This is a genomic window from Rhizobium sp. WW22, assembly GCF_047041135.1.
In the GTDB taxonomy this organism is placed as follows: domain Bacteria; phylum Pseudomonadota; class Alphaproteobacteria; order Rhizobiales; family Rhizobiaceae; genus Rhizobium.
In genome coordinates this window covers 698,732-719,417 of record NZ_CP178198.1, presented here as the reverse complement: position 1 = coordinate 719,417, position 20,686 = coordinate 698,732, and the positions used below count along the sequence as shown (strand labels likewise).

Genomic DNA, 20,686 nt, shown 5'->3' with positions numbered 1-20,686 from the left:
GGCTAAAGCGATGGTGGACGTGCGGCGGGCAACCGCGGCCGATGGACGGCTGCGTGTTAATTTCGACGGTCTGAAATCCTGGCATAGCGGCGTTACCGATCGAACCGGAGTGCGGGTGGAGACGATTTCGCGTCGTTTTCCGCAGACGGAACATATTCTCAAGCGCATCATCCCCGTCCTCATCGTTTCCTTCCTGATGGTCGTTGCCGCCTCGCATTTCTTCGGCATGGTCACGGAACATAGCCGCATGGCGGCTTCCGCCCGCCGAACGACCTCGCTTTCCATCGCCGCGGCAGCCGCCGCCTTTTCGAACGATGCCAGCCTGTTCCAGGCCGGCGACCGCAACGGCGCGGAGCGGAAGCTCGCCTCCTACCTGCCGCAGGATCGGCTGGACAGCGGCGCCTTCGTCCTGCTGGTGCAGTCGAGCGGCCGTGTATTCGGCTCGTCGGCCGCTGGCTCCGGCTATATCGGCATGCTGGTCTCCGACTTCTTTCCCGAAGTGACGGCCATCCGCAGTTTCGGCGATCATGCCGGCGTGATCGAAACCATGATCGGCGGCGAGCCCTATTATGCCGCGATTTCCCTGATCGGCGACAAAGGCGATTTCATTCTGTCGGCCGCATCGATGGATGAGATCGAAAAGCTCTGGCGCGACGAGCTGACCCTGAACGTCACGCTCTTTGCCGGCATATCCTCCATCCTGCTCGTCATTCTCTATGCCTACTACACCCAGGTGAAGCGCGCCCGGGATGCGGACGAAATCTTTCTCGAATCCAACCTGCGAGTCGAAACGGCACTGTCGCGCGGCCGCTGCGGCCTCTGGGATTTCGATTTCACCAGCCGCCAGTTCTTCTGGTCGCGGTCGATGTACGACATGCTCGGGTTGCCGGTCGCCGACAGGCCGCTCGCCTTCACGGACGCGGCGCGGTTGATGCACCCGGATGATAACAGCCTGCATATGCTCGCCCGCACCGTCACCCGCGGCAATGCCGGCCAGGTGGATCAAATCCTGCGCATCCGCCATGCCAAGGGACATTATGTCTGGATGCGCGCCCGCGCCCAGGTGATCCGGACCAATTCCGGCCGCGTCCACATGATCGGCATCGCCATGGACGTGACTGAGCAGCATCGGCTGGCGCAGCGCTATGCAGAGGCCGATCAGCGCCTGGCCGACGCCATCGAATGCACTTCCGAAGCCTTCGTGCTGTGGGATAAAAACGATCGCCTGGTCATGTGCAACGCCCATTTCCAGCAGGCATACGGCCTGCCGGACAATGTGCTCGTGCCGGGCACCGAGCGCGCCGTCGTCAATGCCGCTGCCGCGCGACCGGTCATCGAGCGCCGTATCGTCGATCCCGGCCGCTCCAATCACTCGCAGACGACGGAAGTGCAGCTTGCCGACGAGCGCTGGCTGCAGATCAACGAGCGCCGCACCCGCGACGGCGGCCTCGTCTCGGTCGGCACCGATATTACCCAACTCAAGCGTAATCAGGAGCGGCTTCGCGAATCGGAACGCCGGCTTATGGCGACCATCAACGACCTCTCGGCATCGCGGCGGATTCTGGAAAAGCAGAAGGCGGAGCTTTCGACTGCCAACACCAATTATCTTGCGGAGAAGGAACGCGCCGAAGCGGCTAACAAGGCGAAATCGGAATTCCTGGCCAACATGTCGCATGAGCTGCGCACGCCGCTCAACGCCATTCTCGGCTTCTCGGAAATCCTGCAGGATCAGATGTTTGGTCCGCTCGGCTCGGCCCGCTACAATGAATATGCCAAGGACATTCACGACAGCGGCAAGCATCTGCTTAACGTCATCAACGACATCCTCGATATGTCGAAGATCGAAGCGGGGCATATGAAGCTCAGCTGCGAGCGGATCAATCTCGCGCCACTGATAGAGGAGTGCCTGCGCTTCACCCGCATTCCGGCCGCGCAGAAGAACATTCTCGTCGAACAGCGCATTTCTTCCGATATCAAGCTGAGCGCCGATCGTCGGGCGATGAAGCAAATTGTGCTCAACCTGCTATCCAACGCGGTGAAATTCACCAACGACGGCGGCCGTATCTCGGTTCGCACGCGCAGGATCGGCGATGCCGTCATGCTCGTCATCGCCGATACAGGCATCGGCATCCCGAAATCGGCAATGAGCAAGATCGGCCAGCCCTTCGAGCAGGTGCAGAGCCAATATGCGAAGAGCAAGGGAGGCTCCGGCCTGGGACTCGCCATTTCGCGCTCACTGACCGCTTTGCATCACGGCCGTATGCGCATCCGCTCCCGCGAGGGCATCGGCACCGTGATCGCGATCCGCATTCCGGATCAGAGATGATCAGCTTCCCACCGTCGCCTGGAATACTTTCCGTACCGCTTTCGACAGGCGCTTCAGCTCGGCCTCCAGCGTGCGGAGATCCGGGCAATCTCCGGCGCGGCAGACCAGTTCGATCAGGCCGGAAGGCGTGTTTTTCGGATCGAACGTACCGTCGATGCAAAGTCGGATAAGCTGCGACACTTCCGTATAGAGCTGCAGAGCCTGCAGACAGACGTCTAGATCATTGCGATCCATCAGGCTGCCGCCGAGCAGTTTCAGCGCTTCGGCCGTGCTGAGACCGTTTGCATCGATGCCAACGCCGCGGACCGACGCGATCAGCCGCAGATATTGCGCGATGAATTCGATATCGATCAGCCCGCCAGGGATAAGCTTCAGATCCCAAATGCTCTCCGGCGGCTTTTCCTGTTCGATCATGCCGCGCATCTCGCGAACATCCCTAGCGATCCTGGCGACATCTCTCTTTGTCGAAAGAACCTCGCCGATGACGCGCTCCGCATCGTTCACCAGCTCCTCGTCGCCGCAGATCAGCCGTGCCCGCGAAAGCGCCATATGCTCCCAGGTCCAGGCTTCCTCGCGCTGGTACTTCTCGAAGGAATTGATGCGCGTAGCGACCGGCCCCTTGTTGCCGGAGGGCCGCAAACGCATGTCCACCTCATAGAGCACGCCCTCGGCCGTCGGCGCCGAAAGGGCTGCGATCAGGCGCTGCGTGATGCGGGTGAAATAGCGCGTGGCATCGAGCGGCTTCGGACCATCGGATTCGCCGACCGTGTCGTCGTAATCGTAAAGCAGGATGATATCGATATCTGACCCGGCCGAGAGCTCGAAACTGCCGAGCTTGCCCATTCCGACGACAGCGACGCGGCCTCCGGGATATTCGCCATGCGTCGCTCGGATTTCCGTCATGACAGCATCCAGAGCCGCCTCGACGATCAGATCGGCAAGGTAGGTGAAGGCGCGGGCCGCCATCGTTCCGCCAATTGCGCCCGTCAACAGGCGAATGCCGATCAGGAAGCGCTGTTCGGAGGCGAAGATGCGCAGCAAATCGAGCGTCTCTTCATAATGCCTCGCCGGGGCCAGGAAGCTTTTCAGGCGTTCGGCGAGATAATCGCGCGTCGGCAGCTCGGCCATGAGCCTTGGGTCAAGCATGCCGTCGAAGACATGCGGCTTAGCCGCGATGATTTCGGCAAGCCTAGGTGCCGACGACATGATGTTGACGATGAGCGAGAGAAGCGCCGGATTGGTTCCGAGCAACGAGAAGAGCTGGATACCGGCCGGCAGGCCGGAGATGAAGCTGTCGAAGCGCAACAAAGCCTTGTCGGCCCGCTTGCTTTCGCCGAAGACGCGCAACAGCTCCGGCGTCAGTTCCGTCAGCCGCTCACGCGCTTCGACGGATTGCGTGGCGCGATATCGGCCGTAGTGCCAGGTTCGAATGACATTGGCGATGTCGGACGGTCGCTCGAAGCCGAGGCGCCGCAGCGTCTCCAACGTATCCGGATCGTCGCCCTGGCCGGTGAAAACGAGGTTGCCGGTTTCGCTCGACAGCTTCGTTTCCTGTTCGAAGAGGCGCGCATAGCGGCGCTCAACCGTCTTCAATGTCGTCACCAGCGCTTCGGAGAAAGCCGACACATCGGCAAAGCCCATCATGTAGGCGATGCGCCGGAGTTCGGCATCGGTTTCCGGCAGCAGATGCGTCTGCTCGTCCCGCACCATCTGGATACGATGCTCGACATCGCGCAGGAACCAGTAGGCCGATGTCAGCTCGTCGCGGGTTTCCGCATCGATCCACTTTGCCTCGGTCAATTCGGCAAGCGTCTGCTCCGTCGATCGGCTGCGCAAGGCCGGCATGCGACCGCCGGCGATTAGCTGCTGCGTCTGCACGAAGAACTCGATCTCGCGAATGCCGCCGCGGCCGAGCTTGACGTTGTGACCTTTGACCGCGATCGCGCCATGTCCCTTATGCGCGTGAATCTGCCGCTTGATGGAGTGGATGTCCGATATCGCGGCATAATCCAGATATTTACGGAAGACGAAGGGCACGAGATCGCGGATGAAGGCCTGACCGGCGGCGATATCGCCACCGACGGGCCGCGCCTTGATGAAGGCGGCGCGTTCCCAGTTCTGCCCCCTACCCTCGTAATAGATCATCGCCGCGTCCACAGGGATCGCGAGCGGCGTCGAGCCGGGATCGGGGCGCAGACGAAGATCGGTGCGGAAGACATAGCCATCTGCCGTACGCTCCTGCAGGATCCGCACCAGCCGCCGCATCAGCCGCGGGAAGATGTCAATGGCGTCGTCGGGATCGGGAACGATGCCCGCGGCCTCATCGAAGAAGACGACCAGATCGATATCGGAGGAATAGTTCAGTTCTTCCGCTCCGAGCTTACCCATGCCGAGCACGATTAGGCCGGAATTTTCGCTCGGAGTGGCGGGATCGGGAACCGTGATCTTGCCGGCCTCATGCGACGACAGCAGGAGATGGTCGATGGCCGCTGAAATAGAGGCCTCGGCGAGCCGGCTCAGCCAACGGGTGGTCTGCTTGCCATCATAAATGCGAGCGAGATCGGCGAGTGCGACAAGGAAGGCAGCGCGGCGCTTGGCGATGCGCAAGCGGCTCATCACCTCGGATTCGGAAGGCGAAACTCCCCCGTCCTCCCCCGGCAGCCAGGCTTGCCGAGCTTCTTGGACCAATGCTTCGATCTGCGGCGACAGCGGCTTCTCGATGGCGGCGACCAGAAGAGACGGTTCGAGATTGGCGGTTTCCCGCAGATGAGGAGAGAGAGTGAGGGCAGCGACGACAAAATCCCGCAACGCACTTTCGCTCGCAAGCAGATCGGCAATGACGGGCTCGCCTCCCGCGATCTGCTTGAGATCCGCCAGTACAGACTTCGTTTCCGTCTGGTTCAACGCCCGCAGCCGCCCGGCAGAAACCTCCCGCAGCAAATCGCTTTGCGTCGTCGTCATGCAGTTCTCCCCAAACAGCAAGCGGATACTGCAGGATTAACCTATTGTTTCTGCATGGGGAAGATCATGGTGACCGTTAATCCCTTGGCGGCTGGATTTTCGGAATCGGTATCGGAAAGCTCCAGCCGGCCGCCATGCAACTCCATCACGGCTTCCACCAGCGCAAGGCCAAGCCCGGTTCCCGGCTTGGAGCGGCTTTCGTCCAGCCGAAAGAAACGCTTGACCACATCGGCACGCTGATGGGCAGGAATGCCCGGCCCATGATCGGCAACGGCGAGCGTCACCGCGTCACTCGTGCGCGCCAGCTTGAACGTGATCGCCGGTTTTCCGTTGCAGCCCGACGCATATTTAAGGGCATTGTCGATGAGATTGAACAGCGCCTGGCCGATCAGCTCGCGGTTTCCTTGCACTTCGACTTCCGGCTCTATCTCGGCGGTGAGCGCCAGACCCGCCTCTTCCGCCACCGGCTCGTAAAGTTCGGCCGTATCGGCGACGATGGAGGAAAGATCGACCGCGGTCATTTCTGCGGCCACGGAACCCGCCTCGACGCGGGAAATCATCAGGAGCGCATTGAAGGTGCGGATCAGCTGATCGGATTCGCCGATGATGCCCTCAAGCGCTGTGCGGCGGCCTTCGCCGTCGGCATTGTCGAGCGCATCGGCCGCCTTGTTGCGCAGGCGCGTCAACGGGGTCTTGAGGTCGTGGGCGATATTGTCGGAGACCTGCCGCAGCCCTTCGTTCAGCTTCTCGATACGCTCGAGCATGGCATTCAGCGACGCCGACATCCGGTCGAATTCGTCGCCGGAACCGCCGACTGGCAGGCGCTGCGAGAGATCGCCCGCCATGATCTTGCGGCCCGCATCCGTCATCCGGTCGATACGCTTCAGCGCGTTTCGGCCGATACCGAACCAGATGACCAATGCGCCGAGACCCATGATCGCCAGTGCCAGCATCAGCGCCTGACGCACCAGCACGCGGAAACGCTCCGGCTCGCCGAGGTCGCGGCCGATGAGGATGCGCAAGCCATTGTCGAGAATGAAGATATTGGCAATTGCCAGATGACGGCGCTCCGGATCGTTGGAGGCGTCGGTGTAGCGCTCGTAGGAGAAGGGAAGCTCCGTCCAGCCGGCCTGCCCGAGCACGCCTGGCTGTACGGAAGCGACGTTGCCGGCCAGGATGTCACCGGAAGGACCCGCAATGACATAGAGATTGGCACCCGGCTGGCGGGCGCGACGCTCCATGGTGCGCAGAAGCAGGTTCAGGCCGCCGATGTCATAGGCACGCTTGACCTGACTGACCTCCTGCTGGACGGCATCGCGTATCTGCCCCGTCAGCAGCCGTTCGGACATGGCCGTGACATAGAAGACCAGCGTCGCGGCGCAAAGCGAGAAAAGAAGGATGTAGAGGGCGGAAAGGCGGACTGCGGTGGACTTGAAGAGGACGCGGAAGCGACTCATCCCTCGTCCTTGATCATGTATCCGGCGCCACGAATGGTCTTCAGCAGCGGCTGGCTGAAATCCTTCTCGATCTTGGAGCGCAGGCGCGAAACGTGGACGTCGATGACGTTCGTCTGGGGGTCGAAATGATAATCCCAGACATTCTCGAGCAGCATGGTGCGGGTGACGACCTGGCCGGCATTCTTCATCAGATACTCCAGGAGACGGAACTCGCGCGGCTGCAGCAGGATTTCCTTGCCGCCACGGCGCACCTCGTGCGAGAGGCGGTCCAGTTCCAGATCGCCAACACGATAGAGGACGTCCTGCTCCGGCGTTCCCTTGCGGCGGCCGAGTACTTCGACACGGGCAAGAAGCTCGCTGAAGGCATAGGGTTTCGGCAGGTAGTCGTCACCTCCAGCACGCAGGCCGGTGACACGATCGTCAACCTGGCCGAGCGCAGAAAGGATCAGAACCGGCGTATGCACGCCCTTGCGGCGTAATTCGCTGATAACAGACAGCCCGTCCCGACGCGGAAGCATGCGATCGATGATGGCGACATCGTAGGTGTTCTCGGTGGCCATGAAGAGACCGCTCTCGCCGTCGCTCGCGTGATCGGCGACAATGCCGGCCTCGCGAAACGCCTTGGTAAGGTAAGCCGCCGCTTCAAGATCGTCTTCGATGATCAGAATCTTCATGTGAGCGACATTACCTGCCGACGCTGCCTCGGCACAACCAGAATCGGGAGAACTCACGGCATGTTGGCTAGCGGTTGTCATCTTTCACCTGCCTTGGAACCAGTCATTTGACACGTTCTAAAAGGGAAAGCCGCACAAGCCGTGGCCTGCGCGGCTTTCCCAATGCATTTCATCCGCCTGAAGGATCAACCGGCGTTGATCGGCAAAGCAACGAAGCGGCTGCCGTCACCGGACTGAATCTGGAACAGGGCGCGGGTGCGACCGTCCTTCTTCGCCTGCTCGATGATCTTGGCAATATCGCCGGCGTTGGAGATCTGCTGGTTGTTGACCGACGTGATCTTTTCGCCTTCCTTCACGCCCTTATCGGCGGCATCGGAGTCGGGATCGACGGCCGTGATCGCTACGCCCTTGCCATCATCGGAAGGGCCGACGGTCAGGCCAAGGTCAGCCAGGGCCTTCTCGGAGGACGGCTGCTGCGGCTGGCTCGGCTGCGAGTCGTCATTCGAGGCCTGATTCTGATCGGCCGGAAGCGTGCCGAGCTCAACCGTGACCGACTGCGACTTGCCAGCGCGCCAGATAGAAACCTCGACCTTGGAACCCGGCTGCATCGCGCCGATGCGACGAGCCAAATCACGCGGATCCTTGACCGGGTCGCCATTCACTGCGGTGACGACGTCGCCGTTCTTGATGCCGGCCTTCTGACCCGGCGAACCATCCTGCGGAGAAACCACGAGAGCACCGCTTGCTTCGGACAGGCCGAGGGATTCGGCGATATCCTTGGTGACGGGCTGGATCTGTACGCCAAGCCAGCCGCGCGAAACCGTGCCGGTCTTGATCAGGTCGGCGACGACATCCTTGGCCGTGGTTGCCGGGATCGCGAAGGCGATGCCGACGCTGCCGCCGGACTGCGAGAAGATGGCGGTATTGATGCCGACCACCTGGCCGTTGAGGTTGAAGGTCGGGCCGCCGGAATTGCCCTTGTTCACCGGTGCGTCGATCTGAATGTAATCATCGTAGGGACCGGAATGGATATCACGGCCGCGGGCCGAAACGATACCAGCGGTCACGGTGCCACCGAGGCCGAACGGGTTACCGACGGCAACGACCCAGTCGCCGACGCGAACCTTGGAGTCATCGGCCCAGCCGACATAGGTGAACTTCTTGCCTTTGGGGTCGACTTTCAGGACAGCGAGATCGGTACGGCTATCCTTGCCGACGAGCTTGGCGTCGAGTTCAGTGCCGTCGTTGAGGACGACGACGAAAGCTGCACCATCGGAAACGACGTGGTTGTTGGTGACGATGTAGCCATCTTCCGAAACGAAGAAGCCGGACCCTTGAGCGACCGGGCGCAGGTGGCCCTTGTCGTCAGAATTCTTCTGCTGGTTCTGGCCGCGCTGCTGGCCGCGGCCCTGCTGCTGCTCGAACTGGCGGAAGAACTTCTTCAGCGGGTGATCGTCCGGAAGGTCATCGAAGCCACGGCCGAGACCGAAAGAATCATCCTCGTCGGCAACCGAGTTGACACGGGATTCGACGCGAACCGACACGACGGCCGGCGAAACGGCATCCACTACATTGGCGAAGCTCGGAACCTGCGGCGCCTGAACGTTGACGGCATCGGCATAGGCACCCGGGACCACGGCCGGAACACCCGTTGCCAAGGCAGCAACAGCGAGGCCTGCGACGACGGAAGCCTTCATAGCAGTGCTGCGGGACAAAGTGTCCTTGATATTCCTGAACATATGCGAATTACCTTTTCGTTTCTCGTCAGATTTGCGCCGGGCGAAACCGGCTATGGTGCATCATAATGAAGATATAGGGCACGGCACCTTACAACGAACTGTCCGCCCCATGAAAAATTCGTAATGTAAGGTATCGATGCAACGTTATGACGAAAGACGACGGCCGCGTCACTTCCCGAGGATATCTTTTAACTGCGCCTCTTCATCGGCGTTCAGAGAGCTACCGGTGGGCTTGCCCGCGCGGCGGCGCGCATAGACGGCAAGGGCCAATGCGCCCGCTACGAAGAGCGCGATCGGTGCTCCCCAGAGGATGTATGTCTTTTCGCTTAGGCGCGGCTTGAGCAGCACGAACTCGCCATAGCGGGAGACGATGTAATCGAGCACCTGCTGATCAGTGTCGCCATCGGTCAGGCGTTTGCGGACCAGCAAGCGCAGGTCCCGCGCGAGATCGGCATTGGAATCATCGATGGATTGATTCTGGCAGACCATGCAGCGCAGTTCGGCCGAGATCGTCCGCGCCCGCGCCTCCAAGGCCGAATCGGGCAAAACTTCGTCCGGATTGACCGCAAAGGCACTCATTGGCGCCAGAAGTGCAACAAGGCAAAGAACCAGCCATATTGCGCCGCAAAGACTGCGGATTCCGGCAAAGCGCGATGTCTGCCGACGGCCGGTCATTCGGCCGGCTCCAGGGTCGAACGAACTGGTTTCGTCTTCCGGCTCGGAGCGCCGACGCGCAGACGACGGTCGCTGAGCGACACGAAACCGCCGATCGCCATAACCAGCGCTCCCAGCCAGATGCAAAGAATGAACGGCTTCCACCAAATGCGCACGACCATGCCGCCATCCTTGTTGGCGTCGCCGACCGATACATAGAGTTGGTTGAGACCTAGGGTGAGAATGCCGGATTCGGTGGTCGCCGTGCGGCTCGCAGTAAAGACGCGCTTGGCGGACGACATTTCCGCAAAGACAACGCCTCCACGGCTGACGGTGAAATGAGCGCGATCCTCGGTGAAATTCGGGCCGACGCCGGGCTGCACGCCGTCAAAGCGCAGGCTGTAGCCGCCGAGCTCGGCTGTCTCGCCCGGCTTCATGCTGGTGATGTGTTCCGCCTCGAAGGTCGTCACCGCGACGATGCCGAGGACAGTGATGCCGAGGCCGGCATGGGCAAGCGCCGTGCCAAACGCAGAGCGCGGCAGCCCGCTCAGGCGGCGCCACGCGACACCAGCCGCCACCTTGCCGACGCCGGCGCGATACCAGAGGTCGGCCAAGGCGCCGAAGACCAGGAAGAAGCCGGCGGCGAGGCCGAGAGCGGCAAGCACTGGCCCACCATGCTCGACATAGAACAGGACAAGGCCGGCCAGGAAGGCCAGGCCCGCAATGACATAAAGCCTCTGCAGCGCACCGAGCAGATCGCCGCGCTTCCAGGCGAGCAGCGGGCCGAACGGCACGGCAACGAGGATCGGCGTCATCAGCAATCCGAAGGTCATGTTGAAGAAGGGCGGCCCAACGGAAATCTTGTCGCCGGTCAGTGTTTCGAGCGCCAGCGGATAGAGCGTACCGGTCAACACCGTTCCGCAGGCGACCGTGAGGATCAGGTTGTTCAACACAAGCGCGCCCTCACGCGAGATCGGCGCGAACAATCCGCCGGCGGCAAGCTTCGGTGCGCGCAGGGCAAACAGCGACAAAGCCCCGCCGATGAAGATCAGGAGAATGCAGAGGATGAAGATACCGCGCGTCGGATCGCTGGCGAAGGAATGGACGGAGGTCAGCACGCCCGAGCGGACGAGGAAGGTGCCGAGCAGCGACAGGGAAAACGTCAGGATTGCCAGCAGCACCGTCCAGATCTTCAAGGCATCGCGCTTTTCCATGACAACAGCCGAATGCAGCAGCGCCGTGCCGGCAAGCCAGGGCATGAAGGAGGCATTTTCCACCGGGTCCCAGAACCACCAGCCGCCCCAGCCGAGCTCGTAATAGGCCCAATAGGAACCCATTGCGATGCCAAGCGTCAGGAAGCTCCAGGCGGCCAGCGTCCAGGGGCGGACCCAACGTGCCCAGGCGGCATCGATGCGACCTTCCAAAAGTGCGGCGACGGCGAAGGAAAAGCAAACGGAGAAGCCGACATAACCGAGATAGAGCAGCGGCGGATGGATCGCGAGGCCGATATCCTGGAGGACGGGATTGAGATCCTTGCCCTCCGCCGGCGCCGGATTGAGCCGAAGGAACGGATTGGAGGTGAGCAGAATGAAGACCAGGAAGGCCGAGGAGATCCACGACTGCACGGCCAGCACATTGGCGCGCAGCACGTCGGGCAGATTGCGCCCGAAGAGCGCGACCAGCGCGCTGAACAGCGCCAGGATCAGCAGCCAGAGCATCATCGATCCCTCGTGATTGCCCCAGACGCCGGAGATCTTGAAGACCAGCGGCATCAGCGAATGGGAGTTTGCCCAGACATTGAGGACGGAGAAATCGGAGGCGACATAGGCATAGGTCAGCACGCCGAAAGAAAAGGCGACCAGCAGGAACATGACGATCGCGCCGACGGGGGCGATATCCATCATCGACACGTCGCCGCGCCTGGCGCCGATCACGGGAAGGATGGAGACGACGAGTGCGGTGGCGAGCGCCAGCACCAGCGCATAGTGTCCGAGCTCGATGATCATCGGGTGGCCTCCTCGCCCTTCCAGACGCCATCGGCCTTCAGCTTATCGGCGACCTGCTTTGGCATATAGCGCTCATCATGCTTGGCGAGCACGCTGTCGGCAACAAAAACGTCGCTGCCCGGCTCGAACCTGCCTTCGGTCACCACACCCTGCCCTTCGCGGAACAGGTCTGGCAGAATGCCGTCATACTTGACCTTGATCGTGTCGGTGCCGTCCGTGACGGAGAACTGCACTTGCGTACCCTGACCACGCACGATCGATCCCTCACCGACAAGCCCGCCGAGGCGGATCAGCGTCCCGGCATTGACCGGCGTCTTGGCGAGATCCGCCGGCATATAGAAGTAGGCGACCGACTGGCTGAAGGCGAACAGCACGAGCAGCACGGCAACGGCGATGAAACCCATGCCGCCGGCGATCACAGCCAGACGTTTCTGCTTGCGGGTCATTGCTGCGTCACCTCCGTCGGCAATCCCAATTCTTTCGCCAGCGCCAGAAGCTGCTGGCCCTCCCCTCCATCGGCCGGAAAGGCCGCGAGACCGCGCTTCAACGCATCCGCTGCGCGCTCCCGATCATTCAACACCGCATAGGAGCGGATTAGCCGCATCCAGCCCTCGAAATTCTTGGGATCTTCCTTGAGCTTGGCATCGAGGCTGTCGACCATGCCGCGGATCATCTGCTGGCGATCGCCGCTGCTCAGCGCATTCGCCGCAGCGACGTCCTCCGCCGTCGGATTGCCAGGGGCCTTGTCGTTCGCCGATACCGTCGGCTGGCCGCCGTTCTTGACGATGTGTTGATCAACGACAGCAAGCCAGGGCGCGTCAGGCGGCGATTGCTTGGCGAGAGCCTCGAAGGCGGTCTTCGCATCGGCAGCCTTGCCCTCCTGCTCCAGCGCGAGCGCCAGATAGAAAAGCGTGCGCGGATTGGCGGCATCGAGCGCAAGCGATTGCTGCAGCACGCCCCGCGCCTCCGCCGTTACTATGCCATTGGCCTTGACGACCAGCACCTCGCCCAGATCGCCAAGCCGGGCCGCATTCGGCCCCAACAGACGGATGACATTGCGATAGGCAAGCTCCGCATCGCCGATACGGTTAGTCTTGAAATAGATGGGTGCCAGGACTTCCCAGCCCTTGGCGTCATCCGGGTTCTTGGCCAGATGCTGCTCGATCTTGACGATCGAGATGGCGAGATCGTTTCCTGGCTTCTCCAGCCGCGCTTCCAGCGGCTGCGCCGGCAGGCCGGGATCGCCGTTGATAAGATAAAGACAGAGACCAACGGCCGGAAGAAGGACGATGATGAAGGCCTGAGCAAGACGATAGTTACCACGCGCAGGCGATTTTGCCGCCGTCTTCTCGTCTTTGGCGGCAGCGATGAGGCGCCGTCCTATTTCGGCGCGGGCATAGCCTGCCTCCTGCGCGGAGATGAGGCCGCCGGCAAGATCGCGCTCCAGTTCACGAAGCTGATCGCGATAGACCTCAGTCTCGCCGGAACGGCCGCCCTTCGCCTCCTTCGCACCACGCAGAAGAGGATAGAGCAGCACAGCGCCGACAACCGCCGTAAGAACGGCCACGAGAATCCAGAACAGCATAGACGCCCAATACTTTAACGGGGCGCTTATTCCAACCGGGAAAGGCCATCTGACGAAGATTTGAGGCGTTTGGCCGCGCCTTTCATTGCAGACGCCTATTCAAGCGGCGTCCAGGTGCCGTCGTCATTGCGGCAGGCCGCGCCCCTTGCGGTCGTCGGCTTGCCGTCGACCGTGACGGTATGCGTATATTGCCGGCAATTCTGCGAGCCGACCTGATAGGGCGCAGCGGGGACAACCTCGCCACTTGCATTCCTGCCCTTCCATGCCACAGGCTGGCCGAGAGGCGAGGTCTCAAGCGCCCGATATTCGGCTTCCAGCGCGCGCTGCTTGTCGCTGTCGCTGAGCTTGATGCCGGTGCGCTCGACGATGCCACCATCAAGAGCATTGATGAAGGTCGCGGAGGCCGGAGGCTTCGCAGACGAAAACAGACTCTTGCCGCCTCCCAAGCTGCTCGTGGTCGAGCAACCAGAAAGCGCGAATGCGGCGAAAAGAGAGGGGACGACCAGGAAAAAGGTACGAAGCTTCATACAACCGAACCAGTATCAAAAAGCAAAACCAATAGGTACTGCGCTGCGGCATCATCATGACCCACAACGTCTTTTGGCATCATGCCGTTCCTCACGCAACATCCTTCATCAGACCCGGCAAAATTAGGCTCGCCCGAAGCCCGCCCCAGCTACCCCGGGAGAGTTCGAAACGGCCTTGATATTCATTGGTGATCTCGCTGACGATCGAAAGCCCAAGCCCCGTGCCGGGCTTGCTCTCGTCCAGTCTGCGCCCGCGCTTCATGGCTTCGCGGATCTGATCCGGCTCCAGCCCGGGACCGTCGTCCTCAACCACCAGTTCCACCCAGTGGCGCCGCGCCGGATCGATACCCTTGATCTCGGCCGGCGCCTCGTTTGCAACCAGACGCACCTTGTGTTCGGCAAAGCGGGCGGCATTTTCGAGGAGATTGCCGACCGTCTCCTCGAGATCCTGCTGCTCCATGGCGAGCGCCAGATTGGGCGAGACGGAGAGTTCGAACTCCTTGTCGGCGTTCAGCCGTCGCATGACACGGACGAGCCGTTCCAGCGCTGGCTCGGCCTCGGTGCGTGCCAGCACGGATTCGCGCTGGGCGGCGATGCGGGCACGATTGAGATAGGATTGCACCTGCCCCTGCATGGCTTCTGCCTGGTTCTTCACCAAATCGCCATGTGAGCGCTCCAAGACGCGGGATTCGTTGAGCAGCACCGCAATCGGCGTTTTCAGCGAGTGCGCGAGATTGCCGACCTGCATGCGGGCACGCTCGACGATACGCCGGTTGCTCTCGATGAGCGCGTTGATCTCATTGGCAAGCGGCAGGATCTCACGCGGGAAATCGCCCTGCAAGCGTTCGCTTTCACCGGCGCGGATGCGCTCCAGCGCGGCGCGCGCCTTGTCGAGCGGTTTCAGGCCGTAGAGAATGGCGAGCGCATTGACGATCAAGCTTCCGACGCCGAAGCCGACGAGTGCGAAGTAGAGGCTGTGGGAGAAATTGCGGACGTCGTCCTCGACCACGGCCACATTGCCAGTCACACGGAAGCGTGCGGCACGGCCGTCCGTGTCGAGCACGACTTCCGTTTCGGCTACCTGGACGCGGTTTCCGAAGGCATCGGTGACGATGTAATAGCGTTCGTAATTCTTGTCGAAGGGCGCTTCCAGCACGGAGAGAACAGGCAAGTTCGATGCGCCGAGCGACGGCGAGACCAGTGGCGTCGCCGTATAGGTGCCAAGCGGCTCGACCATCCAGTACCAGCCGGTCTTCGGCTGGGCAAAACGCAAATCACCGAGCTGCGGGCTGCCTGACAATGTGCCCTGGTCGCCGATCGTCACCGAGTTGATGACGTTATAGAGCTGCGCGCGCAACAGGTCCTGGAAACCGCGCTCGGCGCTCTTGCGATAGATATTCGAGATGACGAGGCCGATCACCACCAGCGCCACGGCGGACCAAAGCGTGGTCAGCAGCAGGACGCGAGCGGTGAGCGACTTAATTCGCATTGGTCGGAGCTTGGATTCTGTAACCAAGGCCGCGAACCGTTTCGATCAGGTCGACACCCATCTTCTTGCGCAGACGACCGACAAATACCTCGATCGTATTGGAATCCCGATCGAAATCCTGATCGTACATATGCTCGACCAGCTCGGTGCGTGAGACGACCTCCCCCTTGTGATGCATGAGATAGGCAAGCAGACGATATTCGTGCGAGGTGAGCTTTAGCGGCTTGCCGTCGACAGTTGCCTTCGAGCTCTTGGTGTCGAGCCGCACCGGGCCGCAGACGATTTCCGAAGAGGCATGCCCGGCGGCGCGGCGGATGAGAGCGCGGATGCGGGCAAGCACTTCCTCGACATGGAAGGGCTTGGCGACGTAGTCGTCGGCGCCGGCGTCGATGCCTGCCACCTTGTCGCTCCAGCGATCACGTGCGGTCAAAAGAAGCACCGGCACAGTGCGCCCGGCGCCACGCCATTTCTCAAGCACTGTGATGCCATCCATTTCAGGCAAGCCGATATCGAGGATGATAGCATCGTAAGGCTCGGTATCGCCGAGGAAATGCCCTTCCTCGCCATCAAAGGCCGTATCGACCACATAGCCTGCCTCCTTCAAGGCCTCGGCAAGCTGACGGTTCAAGTTGATATCGTCTTCGACTATGAGAATGCGCATCTCTAAATCCAATTTCCCCGGTTCGATAAACAGTACCGCAAATCGTGGCGCAGTGGAATCACGGAAACAATAAGATTTCGTGTAAGATTCAAGGCGTTAGGTGGCACCAAAATGCGCGGGAATCACATCGGCACCTTCATCGTCACCTTGCGCGGACGCTGGCCGTTGCCCTGGACGAGAACAGTGATGATGCAGCTGTCACCGGATGGTTGTACCGAGAGAAGCTGACCGCCGGTCTTGGCGACCACCTCGTCAGCGGCCTCACTGCAATCGCTGTTGGCGCGCGCGACCAGGGTCGACGTCGGCGCTGGCGCCGGCAGAACAGACGAGCCGGCCAGAACGAGGGCCGCTGCTGCTATGCTTGAAAATGAGGCCATGCTTCGGGCTTCCCACAGGGATATGAACTTGGCCGATTATTTACCCAAACACGTCTGAATGGCAAATGAATGGGCTGTAATTTTCGGCCGACCATGCGTCGGGGTCACCTGACTGGTGCTCTAACCATTTGAAATTATTGAACGCGCATCTGCCGTAGCGTGATAACGGCAACCGGCTGTCGTTCCGGAGCGCCGCATCCATACAATCTATCGGCGATATGCGTGAATCGATACGTATCCGCGTTCGCGGGCACCACACGCCCGGAGCCGCAGGCTTAGCCATTTTTAATCATTCTTGCTTATCATCGGTTCATAGAGGCGGGATGAAACGTCGCCTTTCGTGGCCAATGCAACCGGCCTGCAAGCGTCTTGTCGACATAAGGCGTGGCGATTTCCTTGAGTCCTTTGAATCGCTTGCCGCGATTTCTTCTCAAGTTGAATCCGGAGCTTCAAAAGTTGATTCAAGAACCTCAAGCCGAGAATCCGGTTGCCGACAATCCGATTCCGCTCGCGTGCTCAATCCGTTGAAAGGGCTGGCGGGAAATGGTTCTACGGGGCCAGACGTTCAGAAAGGTTCACGGACGGCCGTCACCGTCTCATAGTCTGCCGCAATGCGCATTTCGCGCAGCGGACGAACGCGCTCGATGGAGCGCTGGTAGTTCGGATGGGCCTTGTAAGCCGCCAATGCCGCCTCGTCGTCGAATTCGCCGTAGACCACCAGATCGACTTCGGTTCCGAGCTGATCGGTCTTGACGTTCGTGCCGATCTCCAAAAGCCGCGCATGCGGAATGGCCGTGAGGATCGAGAGGCCGGAACGGACCTCCTCAAGCTTGGCGCGATCGGGAACGGTGAAGAAGACGATATGACGGATCACGCGGCGGCTCCTTGTACATATGCGCGGGGCATCGCGCGATACCATGCGTGTGGGTGCAATTCAATAAAACGCCCCTTCGCTTCCCGAACCGTTTCGTCGCAGGTCACGCAGGCGCCCATTTACGGCACGGCGGCGCGGCGTGTTATCATCGCGGCCATGACCGATGAGGACCTTATATCCCTCGCCCTTGGCCTGCCGTACGCAGCAGAGAGCTCACACTTCGGAACCCGTGACTTTCGCGTGGGGGGCAAGATCTTCATGACACTTCGCGGACCGGATTTCTGCGTCCTCAAGCTGACGCCGGACCAGCAGCAGATGGCTTCGACCATCATGCCTGAACATGTCGCCGCCGTGCCCGGCAGCTGGGGCCTGAAGGGGTGGACCCGACTTTTCCATCGCGATGCCGGAAGCGAGGAGGTCAGAAGGCTGGTGCGTCAGGCCTGGCGGAATACAGCGCCGAAATCTATGGCTTTGCCGGAGGATTAGGTATCATGTCGTCCTCGACGGTCAGCGGCCAGTCGACAACATAATCCTCGAAATCATCGAGAGCGACATCGTTTTCGCTGATGGTGCGCCCTTGTGCGGAGGCACCCGCTATATGCACCGTTTCCGGATCGCCCGAGATCAACGGATGCCACCAATAGAGATCGCGGCCCTCGTTGACGAGGCGATAGGCGCAGGTGGGCGGCAGCCATTGCAGCTCCGGCACTTTCTCGGGCGTCAGTTGCACGCAATCCGGCACGAAATCCCAGCGGTTCGGATAGCTGGTGCAACGACAGCTCTCGCCATCCATCAGCTTGCAGCGGATCGAGGTGAAATAGACGTCGCCGCTATCCCACTCCTCGAGCTTGTTGAGACAACAGAGGCCACAGCCGTCGCAAAGGCTCTCCCATTCCGACGGGCTCATCTCCGTCAGGGTCTTGCTTTTCCAGAAGGGTATCTCGTCTGTCATCATCATCGTCCTCGCCCGGCCAAGGGGAATTCGGGCTGCGGCATGCATGTCTCTTGTTCTTTTCTCTAAATCAACCAATTATTCAATTAGCCGTTCTATGAGATAATGGGCTTTGCGTGTGCCACAAGGAGACACGCGGCAGCAATGTGGTCGGGAAGTAGAGCGTGGAAGACCCATCCAATCCAGAAAACGGGCCGAAGATGGAGCCCGAGACGCCTAGGGATAACGGGGCCGAAAAGCCGCGGCGTCGGAAGCGCTATTTCTTTTTGCGCCTCGATTCATGGATCGACTCCACTTTGTGGAATGCCGGCTTCGGTCTCGCCGAGGCGTGGGAAGAGATCACCATCTTCTTCCGCCGCTTCCGCGTTCGCGGCTGGAAACGTATCTTTTTCGAATTGCTCGGTGAAGGCCTGACGCTGGGGACCGCCGGCTCCGTTGTCATGCTGATGCTCGCCATGCCGGCCTTCGAGGCCACACAGGGCGATTGGCGCAACCGCGGCAATTTCGCCGTCACCTTCCTCGACCGCTACGGCAATGTCATCGGCCATCGCGGCATCATTCACGAAAATTCCGTGCCGGTCGACCAGCTGCCGGATTATTTCATCAAGGCGGTGCTGGCGACCGAGGACCGGCGCTTCTTCGACCATTTCGGCATCGATGTGATCGGCCTGTTCCGCGCGCTGACCGTCAATGCGCAGGCCGGCGGCGTCGTCCAAGGCGGTTCGACGCTGACGCAGCAGCTTGCCAAGAACATCTTCCTCAGCAACGAGCGCTCCATCGAACGCAAGGTCAAGGAAGCCTTCCTGGCGATCTGGCTCGAGGCCAATCTCTCCAAGAAGGAGATCCTGAGCCTCTATCTCGACCGCACCTATATGGGCGGCGGCACCTTCGGCGCAGCGGCGGCGGCGCAATTCTATTTCGGCAAGAGCATTACCGACGTCAATCTGGCCGAAGCTGCAATGCTCGCCGGCCTCTTCAAGGCGCCGGCGAAATATGCGCCGCATGTTAACCTGCCCGCCGCTCGTGCCCGCGCCAACGACGTGCTGTCCAATCTCGTGCAGAGCGGGCTGATGACCGAGGGACAGGTCGTCGCCGCGCGGCGCAACCCGGCTTCAGTGGTCGACCGCGCCCAGATCGAATCCCCGGATTATTTCCTCGACTGGGCCTTTGACGAGGTACAGCGGCTTTCAAACCGGTTCCCCGAGCGCTCGTTGATCGTGCGCACCACCATCGATATGGGGCTGCAGAAGGCGGCGGAGGATTCGGTCCAATCCAGTCTGATGGAATTCGGCGAGCGCTATAAGGCCAAACAGGGTGCCTCCGTCGTCATCGAAAACGGTGGCGCCGTGCGCGCCATGGTCGGCGGCAGCGACTACGGTGAAAGCCAATTCAACCGTGCGACCAAGGCGCTGCGCCAACCCGGTTCATCCTTCAAGATCTATACCTATTCAGTGGCGATGGAGAATGGCATGACGCCGACATCCACCATCGTCGATGCGCCGATCAGCTGGGGCAATTGGAGCCCGCACAATTACGAGAACCGCTATGAAGGCAAGGTGACGCTCACCCAGGCGCTGACGCAGTCGATCAACACCATCCCCGTACGGCTCGCCAAGGAGAAATTCGGCATTCAACCGATCCGCAACATGGCCAAGGCCATGGGTGTCGAGACGCCGATCCGCAACGACAAGACCATTCCGATCGGCACATCGGAAGTGACCGTTCTCGACCAGGCGACCGCCTATGCCGTCTTCCCGGCCAACGGCATGCAGTCGCGGCGTCACGGCATCGAGCAGATCACCGGCTATGACGGCAAGGTGCTCTATGATTTCAGTCACGACGAGTTCCCTGCAAAACGGGTTCTCAGCGAAAAAGCCACGTCCTACATGAACCAGATGCTGACGCAGGTTCCGGTGATCGGCACCGGCCGCAAGGCAGCCCTCGACAACGGCATCGTGGTCGGCGGCAAGACCGGCACCACTCAGGCCTATCGCGACGCCTGGTTCATCGGCTTTACGGGCAATTACACCTGCGCGGTCTGGTTCGGCAACGACGACTATACCTCCACCAACAACATGACGGGCGGCACCCTGCCGGCCATGACCTTCAAGAAGATCATGGATTACGCCAATCAGGGCATCGTGCTGAAACCGATCCCCGGCATCGCCAACCCTTTTCCTGTACAGAAACCACAAACGGTTGCGGCCAAGAAGCCCGCCGACCCTGCCAATGGCGGCCTGCCGCCATTGGTGCGTCCGCGCTCGCTTTCGGTCGACTCCACAAGCATCCTGCGCGATATCGGCGAAAGGCTGAAGGCCGCAACACCACTCGGGGCACAGAAGGTGGCGACGGCGGAGCATCGCAGCACGACAGCGCCTGAATAACCAGTTCCCCCAGGAAATGC

17 protein-coding genes are annotated in these 20,686 nt (G+C 61.0%); 3 read left to right on the top strand and 14 right to left on the bottom strand.

Annotated elements, in window-relative coordinates; translation table 11 throughout:
- Positions 1–10 precede the first annotated feature (10 nt).
- Positions 11–2,326, top strand: a complete 2,316-nt coding sequence (locus tag ACK83U_RS03655; RefSeq protein WP_112607492.1) for a PAS domain-containing sensor histidine kinase — start codon at positions 11–13, stop codon at positions 2,324–2,326.
- Here the strand turns inward: ACK83U_RS03655 and ACK83U_RS03650 are convergent, their stop codons facing one another.
- The 13 genes from ACK83U_RS03650 to ACK83U_RS03590 all read right to left on the bottom strand — a co-directional run bounded on the left by ACK83U_RS03650 (position 2,327) and on the right by ACK83U_RS03590 (position 17,330).
- Entirely contained in the window at positions 2,327–5,287 is a 2,961-nt protein-coding gene (locus ACK83U_RS03650) for a bifunctional [glutamine synthetase] adenylyltransferase/[glutamine synthetase]-adenylyl-L-tyrosine phosphorylase (RefSeq protein ID WP_112607494.1), read from the bottom strand.
- 41 nt (positions 5,288–5,328) lie between these two features.
- A complete protein-coding gene (locus ACK83U_RS03645) occupies positions 5,329–6,744 on the bottom strand; it encodes an ATP-binding protein (RefSeq protein ID WP_112607496.1) in 1,416 nt (471 codons plus the stop codon).
- Entirely contained in the window at positions 6,741–7,499 is a 759-nt protein-coding gene (locus ACK83U_RS03640) for a response regulator transcription factor (protein ID WP_041677311.1), read from the bottom strand. The genes ACK83U_RS03645 and ACK83U_RS03640 overlap by 4 nt, the downstream gene beginning before the upstream one ends.
- A gap of 104 nt (positions 7,500–7,603) precedes the next feature.
- Positions 7,604–9,157: a Do family serine endopeptidase gene (locus ACK83U_RS03635; RefSeq protein ID WP_112607498.1), complete on the bottom strand. Its 1,554-nt coding sequence runs from the start codon at positions 9,155–9,157 to the stop codon at positions 7,604–7,606.
- A gap of 168 nt (positions 9,158–9,325) precedes the next feature.
- Entirely contained in the window at positions 9,326–9,736 is a 411-nt protein-coding gene (locus ACK83U_RS03630) for a cytochrome c-type biogenesis protein CcmH (RefSeq protein ID WP_412474789.1), read from the bottom strand.
- A gap of 92 nt (positions 9,737–9,828) precedes the next feature.
- On the bottom strand, positions 9,829–11,817 hold the full coding sequence (locus ACK83U_RS03625; RefSeq protein ID WP_112607500.1) for a heme lyase CcmF/NrfE family subunit: 1,989 nt from the start codon (positions 11,815–11,817) through the stop codon (positions 9,829–9,831).
- Positions 11,814–12,263, bottom strand: coding sequence for a cytochrome c maturation protein CcmE (gene ccmE / locus ACK83U_RS03620; RefSeq protein ID WP_112412338.1), 450 nt, complete (start codon positions 12,261–12,263; stop codon positions 11,814–11,816). Before ccmE ends, ACK83U_RS03625 begins: the two co-directional genes overlap by 4 nt.
- Positions 12,260–13,402: a c-type cytochrome biogenesis protein CcmI gene (gene ccmI / locus ACK83U_RS03615; protein ID WP_112607502.1), complete on the bottom strand. Its 1,143-nt coding sequence runs from the start codon at positions 13,400–13,402 to the stop codon at positions 12,260–12,262. Before ccmI ends, ccmE begins: the two co-directional genes overlap by 4 nt.
- A gap of 95 nt (positions 13,403–13,497) precedes the next feature.
- On the bottom strand, positions 13,498–13,929 hold the full coding sequence (locus tag ACK83U_RS03610) for a hypothetical protein (protein WP_112607504.1): 432 nt from the start codon (positions 13,927–13,929) through the stop codon (positions 13,498–13,500).
- 91 nt (positions 13,930–14,020) lie between these two features.
- The gene (locus ACK83U_RS03605) at positions 14,021–15,418 is read right to left on the bottom strand and encodes a sensor histidine kinase (protein WP_112607506.1); all 1,398 of its coding nucleotides are present in this window, start codon (positions 15,416–15,418) and stop codon (positions 14,021–14,023) included.
- Positions 15,408–16,079, bottom strand: a complete 672-nt coding sequence (locus ACK83U_RS03600; RefSeq protein ID WP_015339225.1) for a response regulator transcription factor — start codon at positions 16,077–16,079, stop codon at positions 15,408–15,410. Before ACK83U_RS03600 ends, ACK83U_RS03605 begins: the two co-directional genes overlap by 11 nt.
- Before the next feature lie 122 nt (positions 16,080–16,201).
- A complete protein-coding gene (locus ACK83U_RS03595; RefSeq protein WP_015339224.1) occupies positions 16,202–16,456 on the bottom strand; it encodes a hypothetical protein in 255 nt (84 codons plus the stop codon).
- 565 nt (positions 16,457–17,021) lie between these two features.
- Complete coding sequence (locus tag ACK83U_RS03590; RefSeq protein ID WP_075852052.1) at positions 17,022–17,330, bottom strand: Dabb family protein; 309 nt, start codon at positions 17,328–17,330, stop codon at positions 17,022–17,024.
- 156 nt (positions 17,331–17,486) lie between these two features.
- On the opposite strand from ACK83U_RS03590, the gene ACK83U_RS03585 reads away from it, so the two are divergent.
- Entirely contained in the window at positions 17,487–17,816 is a 330-nt protein-coding gene (locus ACK83U_RS03585) for an MmcQ/YjbR family DNA-binding protein (protein WP_112607635.1), read from the top strand.
- Here the strand turns inward: ACK83U_RS03585 and ACK83U_RS03580 are convergent.
- Positions 17,794–18,282, bottom strand: a complete 489-nt coding sequence (locus tag ACK83U_RS03580) for a YcgN family cysteine cluster protein (protein ID WP_112607633.1) — start codon at positions 18,280–18,282, stop codon at positions 17,794–17,796. The genes ACK83U_RS03585 and ACK83U_RS03580 overlap by 23 nt on opposite strands.
- Before the next feature lie 164 nt (positions 18,283–18,446).
- On the opposite strand from ACK83U_RS03580, the gene ACK83U_RS03575 reads away from it, so the two are divergent.
- Positions 18,447–20,666: a PBP1A family penicillin-binding protein gene (locus tag ACK83U_RS03575; protein ID WP_112607508.1), complete on the top strand. Its 2,220-nt coding sequence runs from the start codon at positions 18,447–18,449 to the stop codon at positions 20,664–20,666.
- The last annotated feature ends 20 nt before the right edge of the window (positions 20,667–20,686 follow it).